19 protein-coding genes are annotated in these 22,113 nt (G+C 49.2%); 10 read left to right on the top strand and 9 right to left on the bottom strand.

What is annotated here, in order from left to right:
* Positions 1-328 precede the first annotated feature (328 nt).
* The 5 genes from EP073_RS04760 (at position 329) to EP073_RS04740 (ending at position 5,342) form a co-directional block, all read left to right on the top strand.
* The gene (locus EP073_RS04760) at positions 329-1,177 is read left to right on the top strand and encodes a sulfide/dihydroorotate dehydrogenase-like FAD/NAD-binding protein (protein ID WP_128466027.1); all 849 of its coding nucleotides are present in this window, start codon (positions 329-331) and stop codon (positions 1,175-1,177) included.
* Positions 1,178-1,181: 4 nt separating this feature from the next.
* The gene (gene gltA, locus EP073_RS04755; protein ID WP_128466026.1) at positions 1,182-2,669 is read left to right on the top strand and encodes an NADPH-dependent glutamate synthase; all 1,488 of its coding nucleotides are present in this window, start codon (positions 1,182-1,184) and stop codon (positions 2,667-2,669) included.
* A gap of 228 nt (positions 2,670-2,897) precedes the next feature.
* Positions 2,898-3,602, top strand: a complete 705-nt coding sequence (locus EP073_RS04750; RefSeq protein WP_128466025.1) for a response regulator transcription factor — start codon at positions 2,898-2,900, stop codon at positions 3,600-3,602.
* Positions 3,595-4,890, top strand: coding sequence for a sensor histidine kinase (locus EP073_RS04745; RefSeq protein ID WP_128466024.1), 1,296 nt, complete (start codon positions 3,595-3,597; stop codon positions 4,888-4,890). Before EP073_RS04750 ends, EP073_RS04745 begins: the two co-directional genes overlap by 8 nt.
* Before the next feature lie 92 nt (positions 4,891-4,982).
* On the top strand, positions 4,983-5,342 hold the full coding sequence (locus EP073_RS04740; RefSeq protein ID WP_128466023.1) for a hypothetical protein: 360 nt from the start codon (positions 4,983-4,985) through the stop codon (positions 5,340-5,342).
* 335 nt (positions 5,343-5,677) lie between these two features.
* Here EP073_RS04740 and EP073_RS04735 read toward each other — a convergent pair whose 3' ends face one another.
* Together EP073_RS04735 and EP073_RS04730 are read right to left on the bottom strand one after the other, a co-directional pair.
* Positions 5,678-6,616, bottom strand: a complete 939-nt coding sequence (locus EP073_RS04735) for a M23 family metallopeptidase (RefSeq protein WP_128466022.1) — start codon at positions 6,614-6,616, stop codon at positions 5,678-5,680.
* Positions 6,617-6,697: 81 nt separating this feature from the next.
* A complete protein-coding gene (locus EP073_RS04730; protein ID WP_128466021.1) occupies positions 6,698-8,407 on the bottom strand; it encodes a proline--tRNA ligase in 1,710 nt (569 codons plus the stop codon).
* Positions 8,408-8,547: 140 nt separating this feature from the next.
* Here EP073_RS04730 and EP073_RS04725 point away from each other — a divergent pair, with 140 nt between their 5' ends.
* Both EP073_RS04725 and EP073_RS04720 read left to right on the top strand, forming a co-directional pair.
* Positions 8,548-10,203, top strand: coding sequence for a GspE/PulE family protein (locus EP073_RS04725; RefSeq protein WP_128466020.1), 1,656 nt, complete (start codon positions 8,548-8,550; stop codon positions 10,201-10,203).
* Complete coding sequence (locus tag EP073_RS04720; RefSeq protein WP_128466019.1) at positions 10,200-11,402, top strand: type II secretion system F family protein; 1,203 nt, start codon at positions 10,200-10,202, stop codon at positions 11,400-11,402. The genes EP073_RS04725 and EP073_RS04720 overlap by 4 nt, the downstream gene beginning before the upstream one ends.
* Here the strand turns inward: EP073_RS04720 and chrA are convergent, their stop codons facing one another.
* The gene (gene chrA, locus EP073_RS04715; RefSeq protein ID WP_128466018.1) at positions 11,403-12,581 is read right to left on the bottom strand and encodes a chromate efflux transporter; all 1,179 of its coding nucleotides are present in this window, start codon (positions 12,579-12,581) and stop codon (positions 11,403-11,405) included.
* A gap of 85 nt (positions 12,582-12,666) precedes the next feature.
* Between chrA and EP073_RS04710 the strand changes: the two genes are divergently transcribed.
* Positions 12,667-12,966, top strand: a complete 300-nt coding sequence (locus EP073_RS04710; protein ID WP_128466017.1) for a PadR family transcriptional regulator — start codon at positions 12,667-12,669, stop codon at positions 12,964-12,966.
* Between the two features lie 14 nt (positions 12,967-12,980).
* Here the strand turns inward: EP073_RS04710 and EP073_RS04705 are convergent, their stop codons facing one another.
* The 5 genes from EP073_RS04705 to EP073_RS04685 all read right to left on the bottom strand — a co-directional run bounded on the left by EP073_RS04705 (position 12,981) and on the right by EP073_RS04685 (position 19,702).
* Positions 12,981-13,514: an NAD(P)H-dependent oxidoreductase gene (locus EP073_RS04705; protein WP_128466016.1), complete on the bottom strand. Its 534-nt coding sequence runs from the start codon at positions 13,512-13,514 to the stop codon at positions 12,981-12,983.
* Positions 13,515-13,522: 8 nt separating this feature from the next.
* Entirely contained in the window at positions 13,523-14,161 is a 639-nt protein-coding gene (upp, locus tag EP073_RS04700) for a uracil phosphoribosyltransferase (RefSeq protein WP_128466015.1), read from the bottom strand.
* Positions 14,161-15,390 (bottom strand): uracil-xanthine permease family protein, encoded by a 1,230-nt coding sequence (locus EP073_RS04695; protein WP_128466014.1) that lies wholly within the window; start codon positions 15,388-15,390, stop codon positions 14,161-14,163. Before EP073_RS04695 ends, upp begins: the two co-directional genes overlap by 1 nt.
* Positions 15,391-16,126: 736 nt before the next feature.
* On the bottom strand, positions 16,127-18,079 hold the full coding sequence (locus EP073_RS04690; RefSeq protein WP_128466013.1) for a methyl-accepting chemotaxis protein: 1,953 nt from the start codon (positions 18,077-18,079) through the stop codon (positions 16,127-16,129).
* 192 nt (positions 18,080-18,271) lie between these two features.
* Positions 18,272-19,702, bottom strand: a complete 1,431-nt coding sequence (locus EP073_RS04685) for a nitronate monooxygenase (RefSeq protein ID WP_128466012.1) — start codon at positions 19,700-19,702, stop codon at positions 18,272-18,274.
* A gap of 211 nt (positions 19,703-19,913) precedes the next feature.
* Here EP073_RS04685 and EP073_RS04680 point away from each other — a divergent pair, with 211 nt between their 5' ends.
* Positions 19,914-20,369: a PilZ domain-containing protein gene (locus tag EP073_RS04680; protein WP_128466011.1), complete on the top strand. Its 456-nt coding sequence runs from the start codon at positions 19,914-19,916 to the stop codon at positions 20,367-20,369.
* Positions 20,370-20,462: 93 nt separating this feature from the next.
* Positions 20,463-21,059 (top strand): peroxiredoxin, encoded by a 597-nt coding sequence (locus tag EP073_RS04675; RefSeq protein WP_128466010.1) that lies wholly within the window; start codon positions 20,463-20,465, stop codon positions 21,057-21,059.
* Between the two features lie 225 nt (positions 21,060-21,284).
* On the opposite strand, the gene EP073_RS04670 is transcribed toward EP073_RS04675, so the two are convergent.
* The gene (locus EP073_RS04670; protein ID WP_206617498.1) at positions 21,285-21,827 is read right to left on the bottom strand and encodes a flavodoxin family protein; all 543 of its coding nucleotides are present in this window, start codon (positions 21,825-21,827) and stop codon (positions 21,285-21,287) included.
* Positions 21,828-22,113 lie beyond the last annotated feature (286 nt).

The raw sequence follows: 22,113 nt of genomic DNA, 5'->3' as shown, positions 1-22,113 counted from the left end.
CGGCAGGTGCACTTGATTCGTATGAATAAATCTATCGGTTTATTTTCAATAGACAAGAATGCGATTCTGGAAAATTAAATCTAATATAATGATTTTCCGCCTCATATAACACTTTTCTGAACTCTGTTGAAATTTTATCCCCGGCTTTTATATTAATACTTAAAATGTTATCGTTAAGCACAGTCGCTCTATTAAATTGTCCGATAACTAACATTAAATAAAATAAAACACTACGCCTTAAGACCATGATAACAGAAGAAAAAAATTAAGTTGAAATTAGGCGGATAATACTACAAAGTTAAAGTGAAAAATAAAACGAGGGAAGCTGATGAGTAAAATTTTAGATAAAAAGCTGCTCTCAAGAGACGTGGTGCAGATGAAGCTTCTCGCACCGGAAATAGCTCTTGAGCGGCGGGCGGGACAGTTTATCATAATTCAGGTCGATTCCGATTTCAGCGAGCGCATACCGCTCACAATTGCTGACGCTGATGCGGAAAAGGGCAGTATTACCATAATATTCCAGATAGTGGGCAAGTCCACTCTGAAACTGGCGCAGAAAAATGTCGGCGATCATGTGGAAAACCTGCTGGGACCTCTCGGCAAGCCCACACACATAGAAAAGGTCGGTACAGTGGTCTGTGTCGGCGGCGGCATAGGTGTTGCGCCGCTTCACCCCATAGCTCAGGCTATGAAGAAGGCAGGCAACAGGGTAATCACCATAATAGGCGCCAGAAACAAGGAGCTTCTTATTCTTGAAGACGAGATGCGCGCCATTGCGGATGAACTGATAGTCTGCACGGATGACGGCTCATACGGTCGTAAATGCCTTGTGACCGAGCCTCTCAGAGAGATATGCGAAAAGGGCGGCGTTGACCTCGCCGTTGCCATAGGTCCGGCGATAATGATGAAGTTCTGCGCCGAAACCACACGCCCCTTCGGAGTGAAGACATATGCCTCCCTCAACACAATCATGGTTGACGGAACAGGCATGTGCGGCGGATGCAGGGTAACAGTCGGCGGCGAAACCAAGTTCGTCTGTGTGGACGGACCGGAGTTTGACGCTCATCTGGTGGATTTCGACAATATGATGCTGCGCCTGCGCTCCTACAAGCCGCAGGAACAGGACGCCAACCACGCATGCCGCCTTCAGGCTGCCATTGACGAACTCCGGAGGTAATGCCATGTCATATATTCCCGCTGACACATTAAAAAAAGAGGCCGAAAACCTCGTTAAAGAGATAGATTTCTCAAGCCTTAAGCCTAAGGACAGGCTGAAAATCCCCATGCAGGAGATGCCCGCGCAGGAGCCTAAAGCCCGTGCTAAAAATATTCAGGAAGTGGCAATAGGTTATTATGAGGAACAGGTTAAGCTTGAGGCTGAACGCTGTCTGCAATGTAAAAACGCCCCCTGCGTCAAAGGCTGTCCGGTCGCCATCGACATTCCCGGATTCATAAAAGCCGCGGCAGAGGGTGATTACCAGAAATCTGTCAACATCATAAAGAAATCAAGCATGCTGCCCGCCATATGCGGAAGGGTCTGCCCGCAGGAGACACAGTGCATGGCTGAGTGCACCGTGGGCAAATCATTGAAAGATATGGATAAATCCGTAGCTATCGGTCGCATTGAACGCTTCGTTGCGGACTGGGAAAGGGCAAAGGGCAAAATGTCCATACCCGAAATCGCCCCCGCCACAGGAAAGAAGGTCGGCATAGTCGGCTCCGGTCCCGCAGGGCTCACCGCAGCGGCGGACGTGCGCAAGTCCGGACACGAAGTGGTGCTTTTTGAGGCGTTCCACAAGCTTGGCGGAGTTATGATATACGGAATACCTGAGTTCCGCCTGCCAAAGGAAATTCTTGATAAGGAAATAGAAAACCTGCTCTCCATGGGAGTGCGGATCAAAAAGAACTTTCTGGTAGGCAGAACAAGAAAGGTAAAAGACCTCATTGAGAAAGACGGCTTTGACGCTCTGTTCATAGGAACAGGCGCAGGACTGCCGAATTTCATGAATATAGAGGGAGAGAACCTTGTGGGAGTGTCCTCCGCGAACGAATTTCTCACAAGGGCAAACCTGATGAAGGCATACAACCCCGACAAGGCAGACACGCCTATTTTCACAGGGAAGAGAACAGCAGTCATCGGCGGCGGAAACGTGGCGATGGACGCAGCCAGAATGGCTCTGCGTGTGGGCGCGGAAGAGGTTTATGTAATCTACCGGCGCACGGAGAAAGAGATGCCCGCCCGCCGTGAGGAGATAGTACACGCCCGGGAAGAGGGAATAATATTCAGCTTTCTCTCAAGCCCTGTGCGCATCCTCGGTGATGAAACAGGCAAGGTCAAAGGCATAGAGTGCCTGAAATACGAACTCGGCGAGCCGGATGATTCCGGCAGGAGAAAGCCCGTTGCTGTTAAAGGGAGCGAGTTCATCCTTGAGATGGATTCGGTGATCATGGCTCTGGGCAACTCCTCAAACCCGCTGATCAGCCAGACGGCGCCGGAAATAGGCGTAAACAAATGGGGCAACATCACTGTTGATGAAGACGGCAAAACGTCCATGGACAGAGTTTACGCCGGCGGAGATATTGTACTCGGCGCGGCAACAGTAATCCTTGCCATGGGCGAAGGCAGGCGCGCGGCAGCCGCCATAAACAAGCTTCTTGCGGAAGAATAGATCTCTGTGCCCCTGCCGTTATATCTTCGGCGGGGGCTTTTTTCGCTTCTCCTGTACAAATTGTTACAATTTGTTTCTCTGCTGAAATCCGTTTTTAGCGTTTATATTTATAGTATGTACAGGAGTAAGCAATGAAGCTCGGCGATATTCTCTTGTTCGGTATTACGGTCATTTTTATAGTTGTAATGACTTGGGCGTTAATCACAGTCTTTTTTTGAGAGGAACTGTATGCAGACAAAAATAATGATCATCGATGATGATCTCAAGCTGATCAAAATGCTCAAAAAATATCTCTCTGAGTACTCGTTCATCATTGATGCCTTCGATGATCCCGAAGAAGCTCTTGAAAAGTTTGATGAACGCTCCCCCGCGCTGGTCATTCTGGATATAATGATGCCTAAAATAAACGGTTTTGAGGTTTGCAAGCGCATACGTAAATTTTCCGACATTCCGGTAATAATGCTGAGCGCGCGGGGAGAAGTCGAGGACAGGATAGTCGGACTTGAGATAGGCGCTGATGATTACCTGCCCAAGCCATTTGAACCCAGAGAGCTGGTGGCAAGGATTCAGGCGGTGATAAAGCGGAGAGAACCTATGCCTGCCGGAGAGAGAAAACCGCCGCAGTACAGCTTCGGAAGACTCATCGTTGAGCCGTCTAAATATACCGCAACGCTTGACGGCGTCAGGCTGGATCTGACCACAAGCGAATTCGGTATTCTGCATCTTCTTGTAAGAAACCCCTTCGTTACGCTGGACAGAGATAAAATACTCAACGAACTCAAAGGGATAGACTGTGACGCCTTCAACCGCACGGTGGATGTCACGGTAAGCCGTCTCCGAAACAAGCTCAAAGACGATCCAAAAGAGCCCCTGTTCATAAAAACAGTATGGGGAACGGGCTATATGTTCATAGGAGAGCGCGGCAATGATTAAAAAGCTCCTCAGCTCGGTTTTCACCAAGCTTCTGTTCATTGTTGTCTGCTCCGCCGTCCTGCTGAATATAATCCTATTCGGAATCTTTACCCATTATGTGGAAAACTCGGAAACAAGCCTCAACAGACACAGAGTTATCTATATTCAGTTTCTCCGTGACGAAATAGGCTATCCGCCTGATGTACGAAAAGCCGAAGCTCTGTCCGAAAGAACAGGCATAACGGTAATTTATTCATCACCCGAGGAGAGCTGGGCAACCGGAAGAACCGAAGGAAGATTCCCCGAGGATAAGCTGCACTACAGAACAATAGACGAAAACCTCACTCTGGGAACACTTCACGGGTATCAGACCGCTGAAATTACCGAGGGTGATTCAAGCATAAAATTTAAGTTCTGGCCTCTGACCGGAGAGATGGAGCGCCTCAGCATGTACGGCTGGTTCATGATCGGCGCCGTCTCACTGCTCATGGGGGCAGTGTACATGCTGATAAGACAGATCCTTAAGCCTATTAACTATCTCTCCGCCGCCATAGCAGAGGTTAAGAAGGAAAACTATGACTATAAAATTAACAGGTGCGGCAGCGATGAACTGGCACACCTTTGCAATATGTTTGACTCTCTCACATCGGAAATCTCCCGCTCAATCAAATATAAAAACAAACTGCTCACAGGTATAAGCCATGAGCTGCGCACTCCTCTGACAAGTCTTCGTATTGCCGCTGAAATGGTAAAGGATGAGTTTCTGCGTAAAGACATGACTGACGACATAAAACAGATGGATACGCTGATAAATTATCTTATGGAAGGAGCGAGGATAAAGCACGGGGCACTAAAGAAAAAACACACCGACATTAATAAACTGACAGGGGAAATATGTGCCCCTTATGAAGAAAAAACCGGAAGAGTTGTTTTTGTTCCCCACCCTTATCCCATTGAACTGAACATTGACGCGAAAGCTATTGAGCACGCCGTCAGAAACCTTATAGACAACGCTCTCAAATATTCTGAGGAATCCAGTGAGCCTGTTACGGTGGAAAGCGGCATCGTGAACGGATTCACCTTCATAAAAGTTACAGACAAAGGAATAGGCATACCCGCAGATGAACTTAAATTCATAACCGAACCATTTTACAGGACAGACATCTCCAGAAGCAAAAAAACAGGCGGCTACGGTATCGGACTGGATATATGCAAACAGATAGCCGAGGCACACGGCGGAAAGCTGGAGATCAAGAGCGTTCTGCATAAAGAAACGGAAGCCTGCCTTTATTTTCCGGTTGAACAGTAAGAGAGTACACTCTGTTACAAATCAATATAAATCTGAAAAGCATTCCTCAGTCTGAATCATTATTATAATAAAACACAGAGAGGAGGCAGATTATGGACAAAGAAAAAGTTATAGAAGCATTTAAGCTTACATGGGCGGAGTACCCCAGCCCGGTTATGCTTCTGAGCAGAAAGCACGATATACTGGCGCTTAATAAGGCGGGTGAGCAGTACGGAATGCCTACAGGCGTCAAATGCCACAGTCTGGGCGATTCCGCTTCCCATGCGAAATACTGTAAAGCCGCGACGGCTCTCAATTCGGGAAAGGCTGTGAGAAACGTTTGTTATATTGAAGAAAGAGGAATTGTCTATGACGGCTTCTGGCTGCCGGTGGGGGAAGACTACCTCATTCATTTCGGCAATGACATAACTGAATACGCCAAAGAAGAAATGTTCACAAAATCCGGCAGCTGATCATTAAAAAGCCGCTCCGGCACAATACCGGAACGGCTTCATCTATTCTTTAAGCGGCGGCAACCTGTGCCGTGCATGATCTTTTTTTAAAGTTTCTTTCTGAACGGCGCCGCCGCTTATAACCGTGTCTGTAATTAAAGTATAAGGCATATCACGGCATAAGCAACTCAAAGTGAAGAGAACAGACAAAGAATTATTTGTTGAAACAAAAACTCACTGGCGGCAATGCGCAAAAAAACTGTTTTGATACGCGGCAGTCTCAGATTCTTTGTCAGCAAAAAACCCGCCTTTTTGGAGGCGGGCGGTGTGTCTTTCTGACTTTGGTTTGATTTGTATTACTGAATGTTCGCCGCCAGATCTGTCTCTCCGATGATGAACTTCATCGGGTTAACCTGCACGCCGTTCACGAGAACCTCGTAATGCAGGTGCGGACCTGTGCTTCTGCCGGTGTTGCCCACTTCGGCTATAACCTGCCCTTTCTCTACATTGTCCCCTTCTTTCATAAAGAGTTTGTTGCAGTGGGCGTATCTTGTTACGTAGCCGAAGCCGTGGTCTATTGTTATCACATTGCCGTAGCCTGCTTTTCTTCCGGAGAAGATAACAACGCCCTTGGCGGCGGATCTGATGGGTGTGCCCATTTTGTTTGCTATATCAAGCCCTTCGTGGAAAACGCGTCTTCCCGTGAAGGGGGATATGCGGTAGCCGAAGCTGCTTGAGATCCAGCCTTTGGTAGGCCAGATAGAGGGTGTTGAGCTCATTATGAGTCTGTGTTCCTCAAGAAAATCGGACAGTTCCGAAAGGCTTGCCGCCCTTTTCTCAAGCTCCAGACCGAGGGTAACGAGGTTTTCGTTAAGCTCCTCAAAGAACTCTTTTTCCTTCCTTTCGCTCACGGCTGAAAGGTCCTGAATGATGTCGACCTCTTTACCGCCTATGGCAAGCTGCTTCTGAGGAACAGGACCGTTGGCATAGGTGGCAAGATTTCGAACTTTGTACTCCAGCTCATCAACACTGGCGATCTTTTTCTCGATCTCCTCAAGCTGCATGGCGTAACCGTCGATTTTCTCTTTAAGCTTCTCATTCTCGTGCTTGAAAACCAGCATATCGTGACGCTCGGAGTAAAGGCTGGTTAAAAAGAAAAAACCTGTAAAAGAAATAACGGCGTAAAATGCCACCAGCATCATAACGAATTTGATTGTAGAAAGGCTGAGCTTTTTGGTCTTAACCTCACCCAAACGGGATTCGTCAAATATCATAATGGTATAGCGTTTCTTCATCGTACCTCCGAACGCTTAAGAGAGAATCAATTCATGATTGTTTTACATAATAAATTTCTCTTTAGCAAGAATAACCTTTGTTCATCGCAGCTTTTCAAGAATTTCCATAACTGTCGAAATGCAGTCTTCTTTTTTAACAGCAACGGTTTCCCCTGTTCTGCGCACAGTTACCTCGACATTTCCCTCTGACAGCGACTTTTTGCCTATTGCCACCCGCACGGGGTATCCCACAAGTTCGGCATCGGTGAATTTAACACCCGCCCTTTCGTCCCTGTCGTCGTACATAACATCAAGACCGAGACCGGAAAGCTCTTTGTATATTGTTTCGGAAAGATCTGCAACCGCCTGCTCGTTAGGGTTGAGTGAGACTATGACGACCTCGAAGGGCGCAAGCTGAACAGGCCATATTATCCCTTTTTCATCGTGGTTCTGCTCTATAGAAGCAGCTACAACCCTTGTTACGCCTATTCCGTAGCAGCCCATTATCATCGGGTTCCTTTTGCCTTCCCTGTCAAGGTAAACGGCGTTCATGCTTTCGGAATATTTGGTGCCTAGCTTGAAAATGTGTCCGACTTCAATTCCTCTGGTGAGCACATACTTTCCGCCGTCAGCGGGGCAGGTATCCCCTTCTATGGCGTTTCTGTAATCGCCGAAGGCTTTGACCTCAAAATCCCTCCCGAGGTTGGCGTTTATGATGTGCAGATCCTTAATGTTAGCGCCCATTACAACGTTTTTCATGGCGCGCACCGCATAATCCGCGTAAATTTCGATTTTCAGCCCGGCAGGACCGATGAAACCCGCCGGAGCGCCGCCTGTCTGCTCCGCTATGTCGTCATAGGAAGCCAGCTCAGCGGAAGGTGCTCCGAAAAAGTTTTTGACTTTGGCAAGGTTAAGCTCATGATCACCCCTCACGAGAAAGCAGTAGAATCTGCCGTCCACATTGACAATCATAGCCTTGAGTATCTTTATAACCGGAACGCCGAGGAAAGCGGCAAGCTCCTCAACTGTTCTGGTGTTGGGAGTCTCTTTCTCCTCAGCGGGGAGAACAACTTCGTTCCATTCCTCCCAGTTGTCGGCGCATACAGCCTTTTCAAGGTTTGCCGCATAGCCGCCCCTGTCGCTGCTGATAACGCTGTCCTCCCCCGTGTCGGCGAGAACCATAAACTCATGGGAGTATGAGCCGCCTATGGCGCCGGAATCAGCCTCAACCATTGTATATCTCAGACCGCAGTCGTCGAATATGCGGCGGTATGCGTCACGCATTTTGCCGTAGCTCACATTTGCGCCCGCGTCATCCACATCAAAGGAATAGGCATCCTTCATGATGAACTCCCTGCCTCTCATCAGCCCGAATCTGGGGCGCACTTCGTCACGGAATTTTGTCTGTATCTGGTAGAGATTTATGGGAAGCTGCTTGTATGACGTGATGAAGCTTCTTACTATATCTGTCGTGACTTCCTCATGGGTGGGACCGAAGCAGAAGTTCCTGTCGTGCCTGTCCTTGATGCGGAGAAGCTCCTTGCCGTAGTAGCTCCAGCGTCCTGATTCCTCCCACATTTCGGCGGGCTGAACGGAAGGCATGAGAATCTCTATAGCGCCTGATGAGTCCATGTTTTTTCTTATTATATTTTCAGCCTTGCGGATCGCTTTGAGTCCGAGGGGAAGATAATCATATATGCCTGAAGCGAGTTTTTTGATCATCCCCGCCCTGAGCATAGCCTTATGGCTTACAACTTCCGCTTCCGCGGGAATCTCTCTGAGCGTGGGGATAAAATATTTTGTTAATCTCATGCCGCCTCCGAAAATGATGATTGAATATCCGAAAAAGGTTACAATTATTCGGTACATAAATCAACGGGTACTTTTACCATAATTGTTTTGATCTGCCCTTCCCGTTGGGCTATAGTTCAAGTACGGGTGAAGGGGACGCTATGCACGATAAACAGCTCGGACAGCTACTTATAGAGATGGGATACCTCACGGAGGAACAGCTCGGGGTCGCCCTTGATGTTCAGCGTGTGCACTCAGGCGTGCTGGGGGATGTGCTGACCTCCCTTGCGTTCGTTTCTTCTGCTGAAACGGCGATGGCTGTCGCCAAGCAGGCGGGTAAAAAATATACCGACATATCGGACATCAAGCCGGATAAGGAGCTGCTCAGTCTGTTCGGCATGAATACTCTGAAAGACCTCTCCTTCATCCCCTTTGACAAAAACGCGGACACAGTCCGCATAGCCGCCGCAGACCCGTTTGACATAAACGTGGCGGACACGGTACGCAGGAAGACCGGCTTCAGAACTGAAATCCACGTGGCGGACAGGGAAAGCATCCTCAGAAGCATTGAGATGAACTTCTACCTCATAGAAAAACCTGTGAGGGAAGAGATCTCCCGCTCCCTCACGCAGCAGACGGGAACGGACACCCCCGCCCTGCTGGATAATATAATGAAATACGCCGTCACCGAGCGGGCAACGGACATACACATCTCGCCGGAAGCAGTGGGAGCGCACATTTTCTTCCGTACGGACGGCATAATGCGCCACTGCTTCGCTGTGCCCGCCTCAGTGCACTCCTCGCTTATCTCCAGAATCAAAATACTCTCCCAGCTTGACATTGCGGAACAACGCCTCCCGCAGGACGGTTCCATGACTGCCGGGTTTTTCGGTGAGGAATATGACATCCGTGTCTCGACTATCCCCACGGCGTACGGCGAAAACGCCGTGCTGAGACTTCTGGGAAAGAACCTCTCGATGTTCAGTCTTGAGAGCCTCGGGTTTGATGAACAGGTCAGGCAAAGGCTTGAGAAATGTTTCGCCAAGCCCCACGGGATCTTTCTGGTAACCGGTCCCACAGGCTCAGGCAAAACAACGACACTCTACTCCGCCCTGAGACGGATAAACGCCCTTGAACGGCGGATACTCACGGTGGAAGATCCTATTGAGTACAGATTTCCATTCATAAAGCAGACTCAGGTTAACGAAAAGGCTGGTTACAGATTCGCCTCCGCCATGAGGGCATTTCTCAGACAGGATCCGGACGTGATTCTCCTCGGTGAGATGAGAGACGGAGAAACGGCGGAAATAGCCATGCGAGCCGCAATAACCGGACATCTGGTTCTTTCCACCATGCACACCAACGATGCGGTGACCGCCATCCCCCGACTGCTGGATCTGAAAATAAAGAATTATCTCATAGCCTCGGGCGTTTCGGGAATTATGGCGCAGAGGCTCGTCCGCAAGGTTTGCCGCTTCTGCGCGGAGCAGAGGGAGACGGACGTCGAAGCTCTCTCATCATACGGCATTGATCCGGAAATCGCGGCAAGGCACGGGATGAACGGAAAAATCCTTCTCCCCGAACCGCAGGGCTGCCCCCGCTGCGGGCAGACGGGATATTCCGGCAGAACGGTAATCTCCGAGTTTCTGGAAACAGACGCTGAGATTCAGGATATGATAATCAAGGGAGCAACCCCCAACGAAATACACGAAAACGCAGTCAGAAAAGGGATGCTCACCATGCTTGACGACGGATTCCTCAAGGCGGCAAAGGGCATAACCACCCTCGGCGAAATCCGCAGAGTAGCTGTAAAATGATTTTCTCGGTGCGGGCTTTCAATTCGGCGGGGAAAAAGCTGCGCCTCACGCTTGAGGCTTCCGGTTCTCAGGAGCTGTCGGCATATCTTGCCCACTGCGGGCTTGAACCCATAACAGTTAAGGAGGCTTCTAATATTTCCCGCCGTTTCCGCAGGAAAGACAGAATATCCCCCGCCGAGCTCACGGAAATTCTGGAGAGCCTGCATCTTGTGATAAAATCAGGCATCCCCCTCACCATGGGACTGAAAGAGCTTACTGAGGACACGGACAGTCCGGCTGTGGAAAGCATCCTCAACCGGGTATCATTCCGCACGGCATCGGGCGATTCTTTCTCTAAGGCATGCGAATCCTGCGGGAGCGCATTCGGTGAGACAGTGCTGAGCCTTGTCCGCATCGGGGAGGAGACAGGCAGGCTGGACAAGACGCTGAAAGACGCCTCAAACCATGTGCAAAGGATAACCGACCTCAAGGCGGGTATACGTCAGGCGCTTATGTATCCGGCGTTTGCCTTTTTCTCTCTGCTCGGCGCCCTGCTCTTCTGGATTGTTTACGTAATGCCTCAGATGGCGGAAACCTTCCGTGTGTTTGAGGCGGAGCTGCCCCCTGTCACCATGGGCATAATCGGGGTATCCGGTTTTCTCGGTTCATACGGATTGTTCATTCTCATGGTTTCCTGCGCTTCTGCCGTTCTGTTTTCCTATTTCCGCCGATCCGATGCCGGCTTCCGCCTGAAAACAGATAAACTTATACTCAAAATACCCGTTGCGGGCAGTCTGGTGCATCTGTTCAATCTCGCCTTCTTCGCAGAATACATAAGACTTATGACAGGCTCCGGTCTGCCCCTGTACCGCTCGCTGTCCGTTATGGAAAACAGCTTCTCCAGCACAGTCTTCACACGGGCTGTCAAAGGTATTCGGGAATCAGTCAGCGGCGGAGAGTCCTTTTCGGTGTCCATGGCAAAACAGAAGCTCTTCCCGCCTCTTCTCGTTAGGATGGTAAGTATAGGAGAACAGACGGGACATCTCACGGAGCAGCTTGAAACAGCGGCAGAGCACTACCTCGACAAGGCCGAACGCACCGCAAAAACCGTGTCAAAGGTTCTTGAACCCGCAGTAATCGGATTTGTGGGAATATTCATGCTGATAATATTCATAGGGCTTTTAAGTCCCGTTTTCAGCCTTATCAGCGGGATAAAATAACTACAGCAGAACAAAGCCCGCAGCGGCGGAGAGCACAACCACGACCCATGACGGAGTTTTCATGAACTGAAGCAAACCGAATGCGCAGAGTGCTGTTATCACTTCCGCACGTCCTTTTATTCCTTCCGTGAAGACCGGATCGTAGAAGGCGGCAAGAAGAAGCCCCACCACTGCGGCATTCGTTCCCGCAAGCACACTCTGAGCGGCGGGCAGGCTGCGCAGCTTCTCCCAGAAAGGCAAAACTCCCATAACAAGCAGCATGGAGGGGAGAAATATAAACACAAGAGCGATCATACCGCCCGCAAAACCGTTGGGTGCGGCATGAGACGCAGCACCCAGATAAGCGGCAAATGTGAACAAAGGTCCGGGTACCGCCTGAACAGCCCCGTAGCCCGCCATAAACTCATCTCTGCCCAGCCAGCCCCCTGCCGTAACCTCCGCCTGAATCAGCGGCAGAACCACATGACCGCCGCCGAAAACCAGCGAGCCCGCCCTGTAAAAGCTGTCCGCAAGCCTGACCGCATGCAGATCGGTATATGCGGCAGCGAAAGGGAGAAGAATAAGAAACGCCAAAAACAGAATAAGATAAAAAGCCCCGCTCCTCACGGAAAAGCGTTTCTGCGCAACGGCTTCGCCCTGCTGACGCACTATAAGAAAATACCCCGCGCCGCCGCCCGCTATTATAACGCCTATCTGCATAATACCTGATGAAAAAGCCAGCACAGCGCAGGCTGATATTACCGCAATCACCGCCCTCAGTCTGTCAGGGCAGAGCTTCACCGCCATTCCCCACACAGCGTGGGCAACAACAGCCACAGCCGCCACTTTCAGCCCCTTAAGCCAGCCTGAGTCAAGAGCTCCGCTGAATGAGGCGACTCCGTAGGCAAAAGCGATCATAATAAGCGCTGAAGGTATTGTGAAGCCAAGCCACGCTGCGAGTCCTCCGGCTTTCCCCGCCCGTTTAAGCCCCACGGCAAACCCGACCTGACTGCTCGCAGGGCCCGGCAGGAACTGGCACAATGCCACAAGATCAGCATACTCCTGTTCGTTCATCCATTTTCTGCGGACTACAAACTCATCCCTGAAATAACCCAGATGCGCCACAGGTCCCCCGAAGGATGTGAGCCCCAGCCGAAGGAACACTGTGAATACTCCCATTATATTTTTCATTCCGCCCATTGAATCTTCTCCGCTGTTGCTATATTATCAATATAACATAGCAATATCGTGTGTCAATATCGTAATCTGATATTATGGAGAATATATGCAAAGGGAAACCGAGCTGGCATTTATAAAACTGCATATACTGCACCACGCGGCGAAAGAGGAAGTTTACGGAGCCGGACTGATGGAGGAACTTGCCCGACACGGCTACAGGATCGGAGCGGGGGTAATGTACCCAGCCCTAGCCAAAATGGAGAAGCAGGATCTGATCTCCTGCCGTACGGAAAATGTTGGCGGCAAGCAGAGAAAATATTACAGAATAACGGAAAACGGCAGACACCTTCTTGCTGAAATGAAGACGAAAGTTGAGGAGCTGCACGAAGAGCTTAATGAGGAGTAAGACGTTTCTTTTCCCTAAATGAACGAGGCTATTCTTCTCTTTAATTCCTCCGCGTGTTCAAGAGCCCGCCTCCTTATGTCCTCCTTATCACCTGCGAGGTAAGGCACAAACAGGTAACTGCCGCTCACCACCGGTTCGGCATAAACCATGCCTGTGTATTCGGCAAATTCTTTAATATCATTCAGAAGATTAAAAACGGGCTTCGATGAGGCGTCGTCAACCCCGCCTCCCATAGTGGCGGAGGCGATGAGAATTTTCCCTTTCAGCCTGTTTCCGCCCTCACCCAAGGCAAAGCCGTCCGTGAACACGTCCGAAAGCCATTTCTTGAATATCCACGGCATATTGAACCATTGAAGAGGGAACTGGAAGATTATTATATCCGCTTCCGCAAGCGCATTCTGCTCCGCCTCAACGTCAAAGCATCCGGCCGCGGAACTCAGGCAGCGCACGGACACCCCTTCCGTTTTACTGAGCTCGTCTGTTATTATACTGTTAACAAAGGAGTTCTCAGGGTTGGGGTGACCGAACACCATAAGAATTTTATTCATTTAAAGTCTTACTTTGTTCCGAAAAGCCTGTCTCCGGCATCGCCGAGACCGGGGACAATGTAGCCCAGCTCATTAAGCTTTTCATCAAGAGCCGCAGTGTACACCTTTATGTCGGGGTGCGCGGTGCAGAACGCACGCACACCCTCGGGTGCGGCTATCAGGCTCATAAACTTGATGGATTCAGCGCCTTTATCCTTAAGCATCTGCGCTGCCGCGATCGCCGAACCGCCTGTGGCTAGCATGGGATCTATCAATATGAAATCCCTCTTTTCACAGTTCTGCGGAACCTTGAAGTAATACTGCACGGGCTGGAGGGTTTCGTGATCCCTGTAAAGCCCGATATGCCCCACACGGGCGGAAGGCATGAGCTTAAGCACTCCCTCCACCATGCCGAGCCCCGCACGGAGGATCGGCACCAGCACAACCTTCTTGCCGGAAACCTCGTGGGCTTCCATCTCGCAGATGGGTGTTTTTATCTTAACCTTCCTTAAGGGAAAGTCCTTGGTAATCTCATATGCCATAAGCATAGCCACCTCATCCACGAGCTCCTTAAAATCCCGTTTTGAGGTTTTTTTGTCCCTGATGTAGCGCAGCTTATGCTGAATCAGCGGGTGGCTGATTACAGTCAGATTTTTGAACTCTCCCATTACTTATCCTCAGGAAGAATAAGGTTGAGAAGAACGCCGACTATGCCCGCAAGCCCTATGCCGCCGAGTGTCACCTTCCACATGGAAAGATTTACCCCGCCTATGCCGCACACAAGGATAACAGATGATATAATCAGGTTTCTCGGTTTGGACATATCGACCTTGCTTCTCACCAGAGAGTTGATGCCTATGCCCGCTATCATGCCGAAAAGGAGGAACATGATTCCGCCCATTACGGGAACGGGTATTGTTTTGAGCACAGCGCCAAGCTTTCCGAAGAAGGCAAGGCATATGGCGAATACCGCCGCTATGCGCATATACATGGGATCAAAGGCTTTAGTGAGCGCAACGGCGCCTGTAACTTCGGAATAAGTGGTATTGGGAGGTCCGCCGAGAACGCTTGCCATACTTGTGGCGAGACCGTCACCAAGGAGTGTTCTGTGGAGACCGGGATCCTTGAGATAGTCCTTCCCTGTTGTTGAGCTTATTGCGAGAATATCGCCCACATGCTCAATCGCCGGAGCTATGGCGACAGGAAGGATGAAGATAATTGCTTCTATATCGAACTGGGGAAATGCGAAGGAGCCGTTTCTGGAAGCCTCGACCCACGGGATGGAGATCCACGCCGCCTGCATGATCGGTTCGAAGCTTACATGCCCCATTATCAGAGCGGCGGCATAACCCACACAGATTGCGGTGAGTATGGGAATGAGGCTGAAAATTCTTTTGCCGTACGCTACAACGATTACAGCGGTGAAAAGAGTGATTCCCGCGAGTATGACCGCCTGAATATTATACTGACCGTCGCCGAAATGTTTTGTCATACCCACCGCGACAGGGGCGAGGTTAAGACCTATTACCATTATAACCGGTCCGGTGACTATCGGGGGCAGGTATCTTTCGATAGCCTTGATTCCGCCCTGCTTCACGAGAAAGCTGAAGAGAATGTATGTGAACCCTGCGCAGGTAAGACCGCCGAGGGTTTTGGCAACGCCGAAATTCTGCATTCCGTATTGAATAGGTGCGATGAATGCGAATGAACTTGCAAGAAAAACAGGTACTTTTCCTTTGGTGATAGCCTGAAAAAGCAGAGTTCCGGCTCCTGCGGTAAACAGGGCGATAGACGGGTCAAGCCCCGTCAGCAGGGGAACGAGAACCAGTGCTCCGAATGCCACGAAAAGCATCTGAAGCCCCAGAATGGTCTTCTTTACTCCCGAAATAGTCTCCATATAACCTCCTTAATTTATAATAAAAATTTTCCCATCCTTGGAAAATTTTTATACACGCTCGCGCCGCAATAAATGCGGCTTCGCTGCGCACGGCGCGCTCCCTTCCATGGGAGCGTTTATGACTTACGCAATCTCTACTCAACAACAGTAATCCGTACATCCTGTCGGATTACTGTACACGCTCGCGCCGCAATAAATGCGGCTTCGCTGCGCACGGCGCGCTCCCTTCCATGGGAGCGTTTATGACTTACGCACATCTCTACTCAACAACAGTAATCCGTACATCCTGTCGGATTATTGTACACGCTCGCGCCGCAATAAATGCGGCTGCGCTGCGCACCTCTGGTTATTGAGACTCTTCGCATAAGCTCAGAGTGACGCCGTTCGGTGTGTCATTCTGAAGCGCAACCGGAGAATCTCCATCCTCCTTTAACAAAGGGGGAACGAGGGGGGATTTCAATCACCGCCCACCAGTCCGTTTCCCAACTATCGGCAGACCTGTATCCGTTATGATTCAGACGTTTTATGTCCGCCTTCCCGAAAACTGTACAGATACAAATAACAATAATTATGAAAGAGTTAGTCGATAATCGAAAATACGTAAACCGCACACGACGGCAACGCACAACAAAACATTTGATATTAAATTAATATTCTTTTCAGATCAAGCGATGAATAAAAACCGCGTTAAAAAATGCCGCTCACCCTTGCGGAAAGCGGCTTGAGTATTGCATGTCTATTCTGTTCTGAATTTTCTCACCAGAGAATCAAGCTCTTCCGCGAGCCTCTGGAGATCGGTGACTGTCCGGCTGACCTCTGTCATTCCGGATGAGCTCTCCTCGACACCCGCAGATATAACCTGAACATTCTCATTTGTTCCGGCTATCGCCCTTCCCTGTTCATCCACAGCGGTTCTTATCACTGCCATTGCGGAGCGGATGTCGTTAACCGCCTCTACAATATTATTAAAATATCCGTCAACTTCCTTGATAGCCCCGACACCTTCGTCCACAGTTTTCTCGGCGCTGCCCATATGAGCTGAAGCGCTTTTCGTCTCCGTCTGAAGACTTGATATGAGACTGCCTACCTCTTTGGTGGCGTTCTGTGTCCTTTCCGCCAGTTTACGAACCTCATCGGCTACGACGGCAAAGCCTCTGCCTGCCTCACCTGCTCTTGCGGCTTCGATAGCGGCATTCAGCGCAAGAAGGTTTGTCTGATCCGCAATATCGTTTATCACACTGATAATATCACCTATTCTGGAAGATGCCTCACCGAGCTTGTCAATGGAGCCGGCGAGTCTGCCCGTCTCCATGCGGATCCCCTCAATCCTGTCCACAGCCTCCGTGAGCTGTCTGCGTCCGTTTTCAACGGTTTCGGAGGCAGTTTCGGAAAAACTTATGCCGTCGGTCAGGCTTGCGTTAATTTCACCCGCTGAGGCGCTCATCTCCTCCAGTGCGGCGGCAACGCCGGAAACCTGTGCCGCCTGCTCCTGAAAGGTGCTGCTGAACTGATCAGTCGTAGAAGCCAGTTCCGAGTTGCCCGATGCCACTCCTGCGGCGTTCAGCTTCACTTCGGAAATGATCCCGTTTATTTTCGATATAAACCTGTCAAAATGATCGCAGAGCACGCCAAGCTCGTCATGCACCCTGCTGTTTATTCTTCTGGTAAGATCCCCTTCACCTCTGGAGATCTCCTCAAACATTTCCGCCAAGATCTTAACACGTCTGAAAACAAGAATATTAAGCACGGCAAACATTACCATGAGGATAGTGACCACCAGAGCAGCCGCACCCAACATAAATATCTTTACCATGTGATTTGCTTCGTTTATCTCACCCATAATCTTTTCGGTTTTCTCCGCCAGCAGGAAGTAACCTATCTCCATACCGCCTAAGCCTTTTGCTGGAACTGCTGTGACAAAATACCCTCCGATCTCGGAGTATCCTTCATTCACAAGGGCAGCGACATCTATATCCTTGACTGCGTCCGCGAGTTCAACACTGAAATTTTTCTGAGCAACAACATACCTGCCCATTTTAGGGTTTTCCCGCGCCTCTTCAGCTATATCAAGATATTTCTGATCCATAAGCATCAGCATATCAGTTCCCCGTTCACTCAGTTCATCGACAATGGAATTGATTCCCTGAATAAACTCCATTGAGCCGATGTATGCGCCTTCATGGAAAATCGGCACAATCGCCCTGTGGGAAAGTCCTGCTACACCTATTTCAAAAACAACCATGGGCTTGCGGGTTTTCTTCATCTCAATCAGCGAATAGCGGAAGGAACTGAGGTCGTCCCCGTATTTCTTCGGATTCCACGCACGCAGAAAAGATTTTATATCCGCAGTATGTATATGAATCTGGACATTCTTAAGCTTTGTATTTTCCCTGAAGCTGTCAGAAAGCTTCTGAAGCGGCTCTATGGCAAGCTCCCGGTTTCCGGTAACAAGAGCTTCAACCACAGCCTGATTGTTTACAACGGCAAGAGCATTGGTAAGCCCAACATCGTCCTTCGCCGCGAGCTTTTCATTAAGAGAATAAACAAGATTATCGGCTGTCTTTGTGAATACAGACTTGGATATGTCTCTGGTAAGATTGAGCATATATAAGAAAAGACCGACAAAAACAACCAGCGACGCACCGAGAACAAAAACTGCGAGTTTCTTTTTTATTGATATATCAAACATAAATCAGCCCCTGAACTCTTATTGTGTAGCAGATATAGAGTTTAAGCCTTAATAATAGCTCCGATCAGACGTATGTTCAATAAAAATTTAACACTGATTTAGTCTTATATAATCATAGCAATCAGCTATACAATAAAAAAAGCCCGCAGGCTTGTATCCGGCGGGCTTGTCATTGTTATCTTTGAAATAGTTCTATTCCTGTTCAACTGTTTTGAGATCGCCCAAAACATACTCTATAATTTCCTTCGCGCTGAAGGAGCAGTTGCCGTTTCTGAGAAACTCCTTAACGGTCGCGAAGCATGAGCCTGCTGTTACCAGAGGCTTCTCGAAATAGCCGTTCATGTACTGCGTGGCGTGACCGATATTGGCGAGAAGACCGTTGCAGAGGCATTTGCGCCCTTCTGTGTCCTCTTCCCTGCCGCCCTTCTCAATATATGACTTAACAGGTTCGGCGGGGCACCGGTAGCCCACTGTTCCGTCATCCTTTCTGAACAGGGTGCGCAGATAACCAAGATTGCAGATTCTGGGTCTTGCCGCGTATTCGGAAGCCTCGGAAAGTGTACCGAGCACCTTAAGCACCTTAAAGGGAAAGCCTGTGGGAGAGGCGAATATATCTGTCTTCACTTCAAACTTGCCGAAGGAGAGAATAGCTTTTTTAAGTTTTTCATCAAGCCCTGATTCCTTGCAGAAAGCAAAAGCGGTTCCGAGCTGAACGCCCGCCGCGCCTTTCTTTATAGCCTCTTTCAGCTTGTGCGCCTCACCGAAAGCGCCCGCAAGCCAGAAGGGAACCTCAAGAGACCTGAGCTTTTCAAGATCAATAAAGTCCTTCTCTCCGTAAACAGGCTCACCTGAATCATCAAGAGTTATACCGCCTCTGGGAGGCGCATTGTGCCCGCCCGCAATGGGGTATTCAACCACAAGACCGTCCACTTTGCCTGTGGACTTCTTGATCATAGTAGTAGCGAGTACGTTTGAGGATACTATAGCGAGAAAATCGGGGCGCTTGAGCGAAGGGAGCCCGCCGCCGAAAAGTTCCTTAGGATCAAGAGATACATGAAAGCTTTCATCCTTGAGAGCGCCTTCCACATTGAGCCTCATATCCCCCTTGAGGTTTTCGGAAAAACGATCGAGTATGCCCGGAATCTCTCGGGGAATGCCTGCTCCCATGATGACATAGTCAACTCCGGCAAGCATCGCTCCGTAAAGAGAGGCGAGATTGGGAAGCTGTATTTTTTCAAGCAGGTTTATGCCCACTTTGCCGCTGTGACCTTCCTTGGCGAGATAAACCTCAGCGAAGTTGGCGGCGACAGTGAGTTCAATAAGCTCTTTGGACGAATTCACGCTGTGCATGGGCACGTTCATGTATCTGCCCTGCGCCGTCAGCCCGTCCTCCCTGAAATATTTTTTCAGAATCTTCGCAGCGGCGTCCTGAAAAGGAAACGCAGCGAGAGCACGTCTCATATGCCCCCCCTTGTCCCCTTCCTGAAGTCTTCTGGCGAAAATAATATCCATGGCAACGCCTGAAACCACACCGAGCTGCCCCTGTCTTGAGACCTCTCCGGCGAGAACCCAGTTAGAGACCGCAGCACCCATTCCGCCTTGTATAATAAGTGGATGACTCATTTTTTACTCCGAAATTGCAAATTAATTGTAGTCCGCACAAAATAAATTATTGTGCCGCATTTTACAAGAAATATATAACCCTTGCATTGGCAGGATAAAAATATAACTTATGTATTATAGTTGACAAACCAAAATATACTGCAATAATACTACAAAAATTATTGCAGAAGAAATATTAACACATATATACAATAGATTAACAGGTATTATTATGACAGAACTTCAGGAAACCAGCGAATCGGTTATGACTAACCGGAGAAATTTCATCAGAGCCAAGGTCGCAATAAAGATGTGCGGCTTCTTCTTTGAAGAAGGTGACGATGGCTCAAGGGCTTACAGCGGCGGCTGCTTCATGAGCAAAACTTTAGACATGAGCGAAGGCGGCATGCAGATAATTCATAACGGCAGCCTAAAACCCGGAGATATTGTAGAGCTCAGAACTAAAAACGCGATAACCTTCCCCAAATGTATGAAATGCGATCATTACTACAATATGCGCTCAAAAATCGAGCTCCAGCCGCTTACAGTTCGCATAGTCTGGGCTCAGGGCAGCAGATGCGGTCTGGAATACATAAGGCTTTCCAACTTCAATAGAAATGTTATATCCAAAATCGTATGGCATAAGCACATTGAAGAGATAAAAAATACTAAGGAACCTAAGCAATAAAAATTATTACTTGCTAAATGATATTATCCTATTGACAACCTCCCGGGTATGGAATATCCTTAAACATACACTACATCACTCAGGAGGATGCCAATGAGCCTTGTAACAAAACAAGCACCCCTTTTTAAAGAAATATCCGTTGTGGGAAAAGAATTTAAAGACGTCAGCCTCGAAAGCTACAGAGGAAAATGGGTTGTTCTTTTCTTCTACCCCCTCGACTTCACATTTGTTTGCCCCACCGAAATCACAGCACTTTCAGACGCAGCACCCGAGTTTGCGAAGAGAAACGCGCAGATTGTGGGAGTTTCAACTGACAGCAAATTCTCACACCTCGCATGGATAAACACTCCCCGCACAGAAGGCGGTCTCGGCGAAATCTCCTACCCCCTTGTCGCGGATTTCACTAAGAAAATCTCCGAGGACTACGGCGTGCTTCTTCCCGAAGGAATGGCACTCAGAGCAACCTTCGTCATCGATCCCGAAGGCGTTGTCCAGTTTGAGCTTATCCACGCTCTTGGTATAGGCAGAAACGTTGATGAGGTTCTCAGAAGCCTTGACGCGCTTCAGTTCGTTGCCAAGCACGGTGAGGTTTGCCCCGCAGGCTGGACACCCGGAAAAGACACAATGATACCCGATCCCGAAAAGAAAAAAGAGTTCTTCAAAAAGAACCCTGCGGGACATCAGTCTTAACAATAAAAATCCGCGCATCCTGCCGGATTTTTACACACGCTCGCGCCCTGCTAAGCAGGGCTTCGCTGCACACGGCGCGCTCCCTTCTGTCTTGCCTGTAAACAATTTCCCATCCTTGGAAATTGTTTACACACGCTCGCGGGCGGGTCAACCGCCCTTCGCTACGCACGGCGCGCTCCCTTCCATGGGAGCGTTTCCCTTAATCTGTTCAAGCAGAACGCAGGATTAAATGCCAGCACCCAGTTCCTTTGCTTTTCCGAGACTGTCAGTGTTTTTCACATCCCCTTTTTCGGCAACACCCGCAACTAGAAGCTTTCCTCTGTCAACCCAGCCGCTGTAGGCGGCAAGATGTTCATACATCTTCACCATCCCTTCAAAAACCTCTTCCCCCTCATCCGCCCCGCATGTGAGAAGACAGCACTCCTTAACAGCCAGCGGGTGTTCTGTTATGTAAAAAGAGTAAAACTTGTCTATAGCCGCTTTAAGCTGCGCCGGAAAAGAAAAACAGTACAGAGGAGCGGCAAATACAAGCACATCCGCCTTTTCAAGATGAGGAGCGAGTTCATTGAAATCATCATCAAAAACACATGCCTTTCCTTTGGAAAAACAGGAATTGCAAGCCCTGCACCCTTTTATATTCTTAAATGCCGTCTCAAACTTTACCACTGAATGTCCGGCAGATTTCACCCCTTCAATAAAGGCGTCAGCCATCAAATCGCTGTTGCCGCCCTTTCTCGGGCTGCCCGTCATAACCAGAACATTTTTCATTATTTCCTCCTACCCTCTTTTATATATTCTTACCCGCCGCCCACAATATGTAAAGTACGGATTATTTTTATATATACTGCCATTTAGTATAGCGTGACATAACAGTCCCATGGATGGGGCTGCGCCGTGCGAAGCGAAAGCGGGTTTATCCCGCTGCGAGCGTGTGCGCAAATACGGCAGGATGTACGGATTTGCGTGATGAAGACAGCAAGTACGGATTATTTTTATATATACTGCCATTTAGTATAGCGTGACATAGCAGTCCCATGGATGGGGCTGCGCCGTG

This window comes from Geovibrio thiophilus, from assembly GCF_004087915.1.
GTDB lineage: Bacteria > Chrysiogenota > Deferribacteres > Deferribacterales > Geovibrionaceae > Geovibrio > Geovibrio thiophilus.
This window is presented reverse-complemented; position numbering and strand designations above follow the sequence as displayed.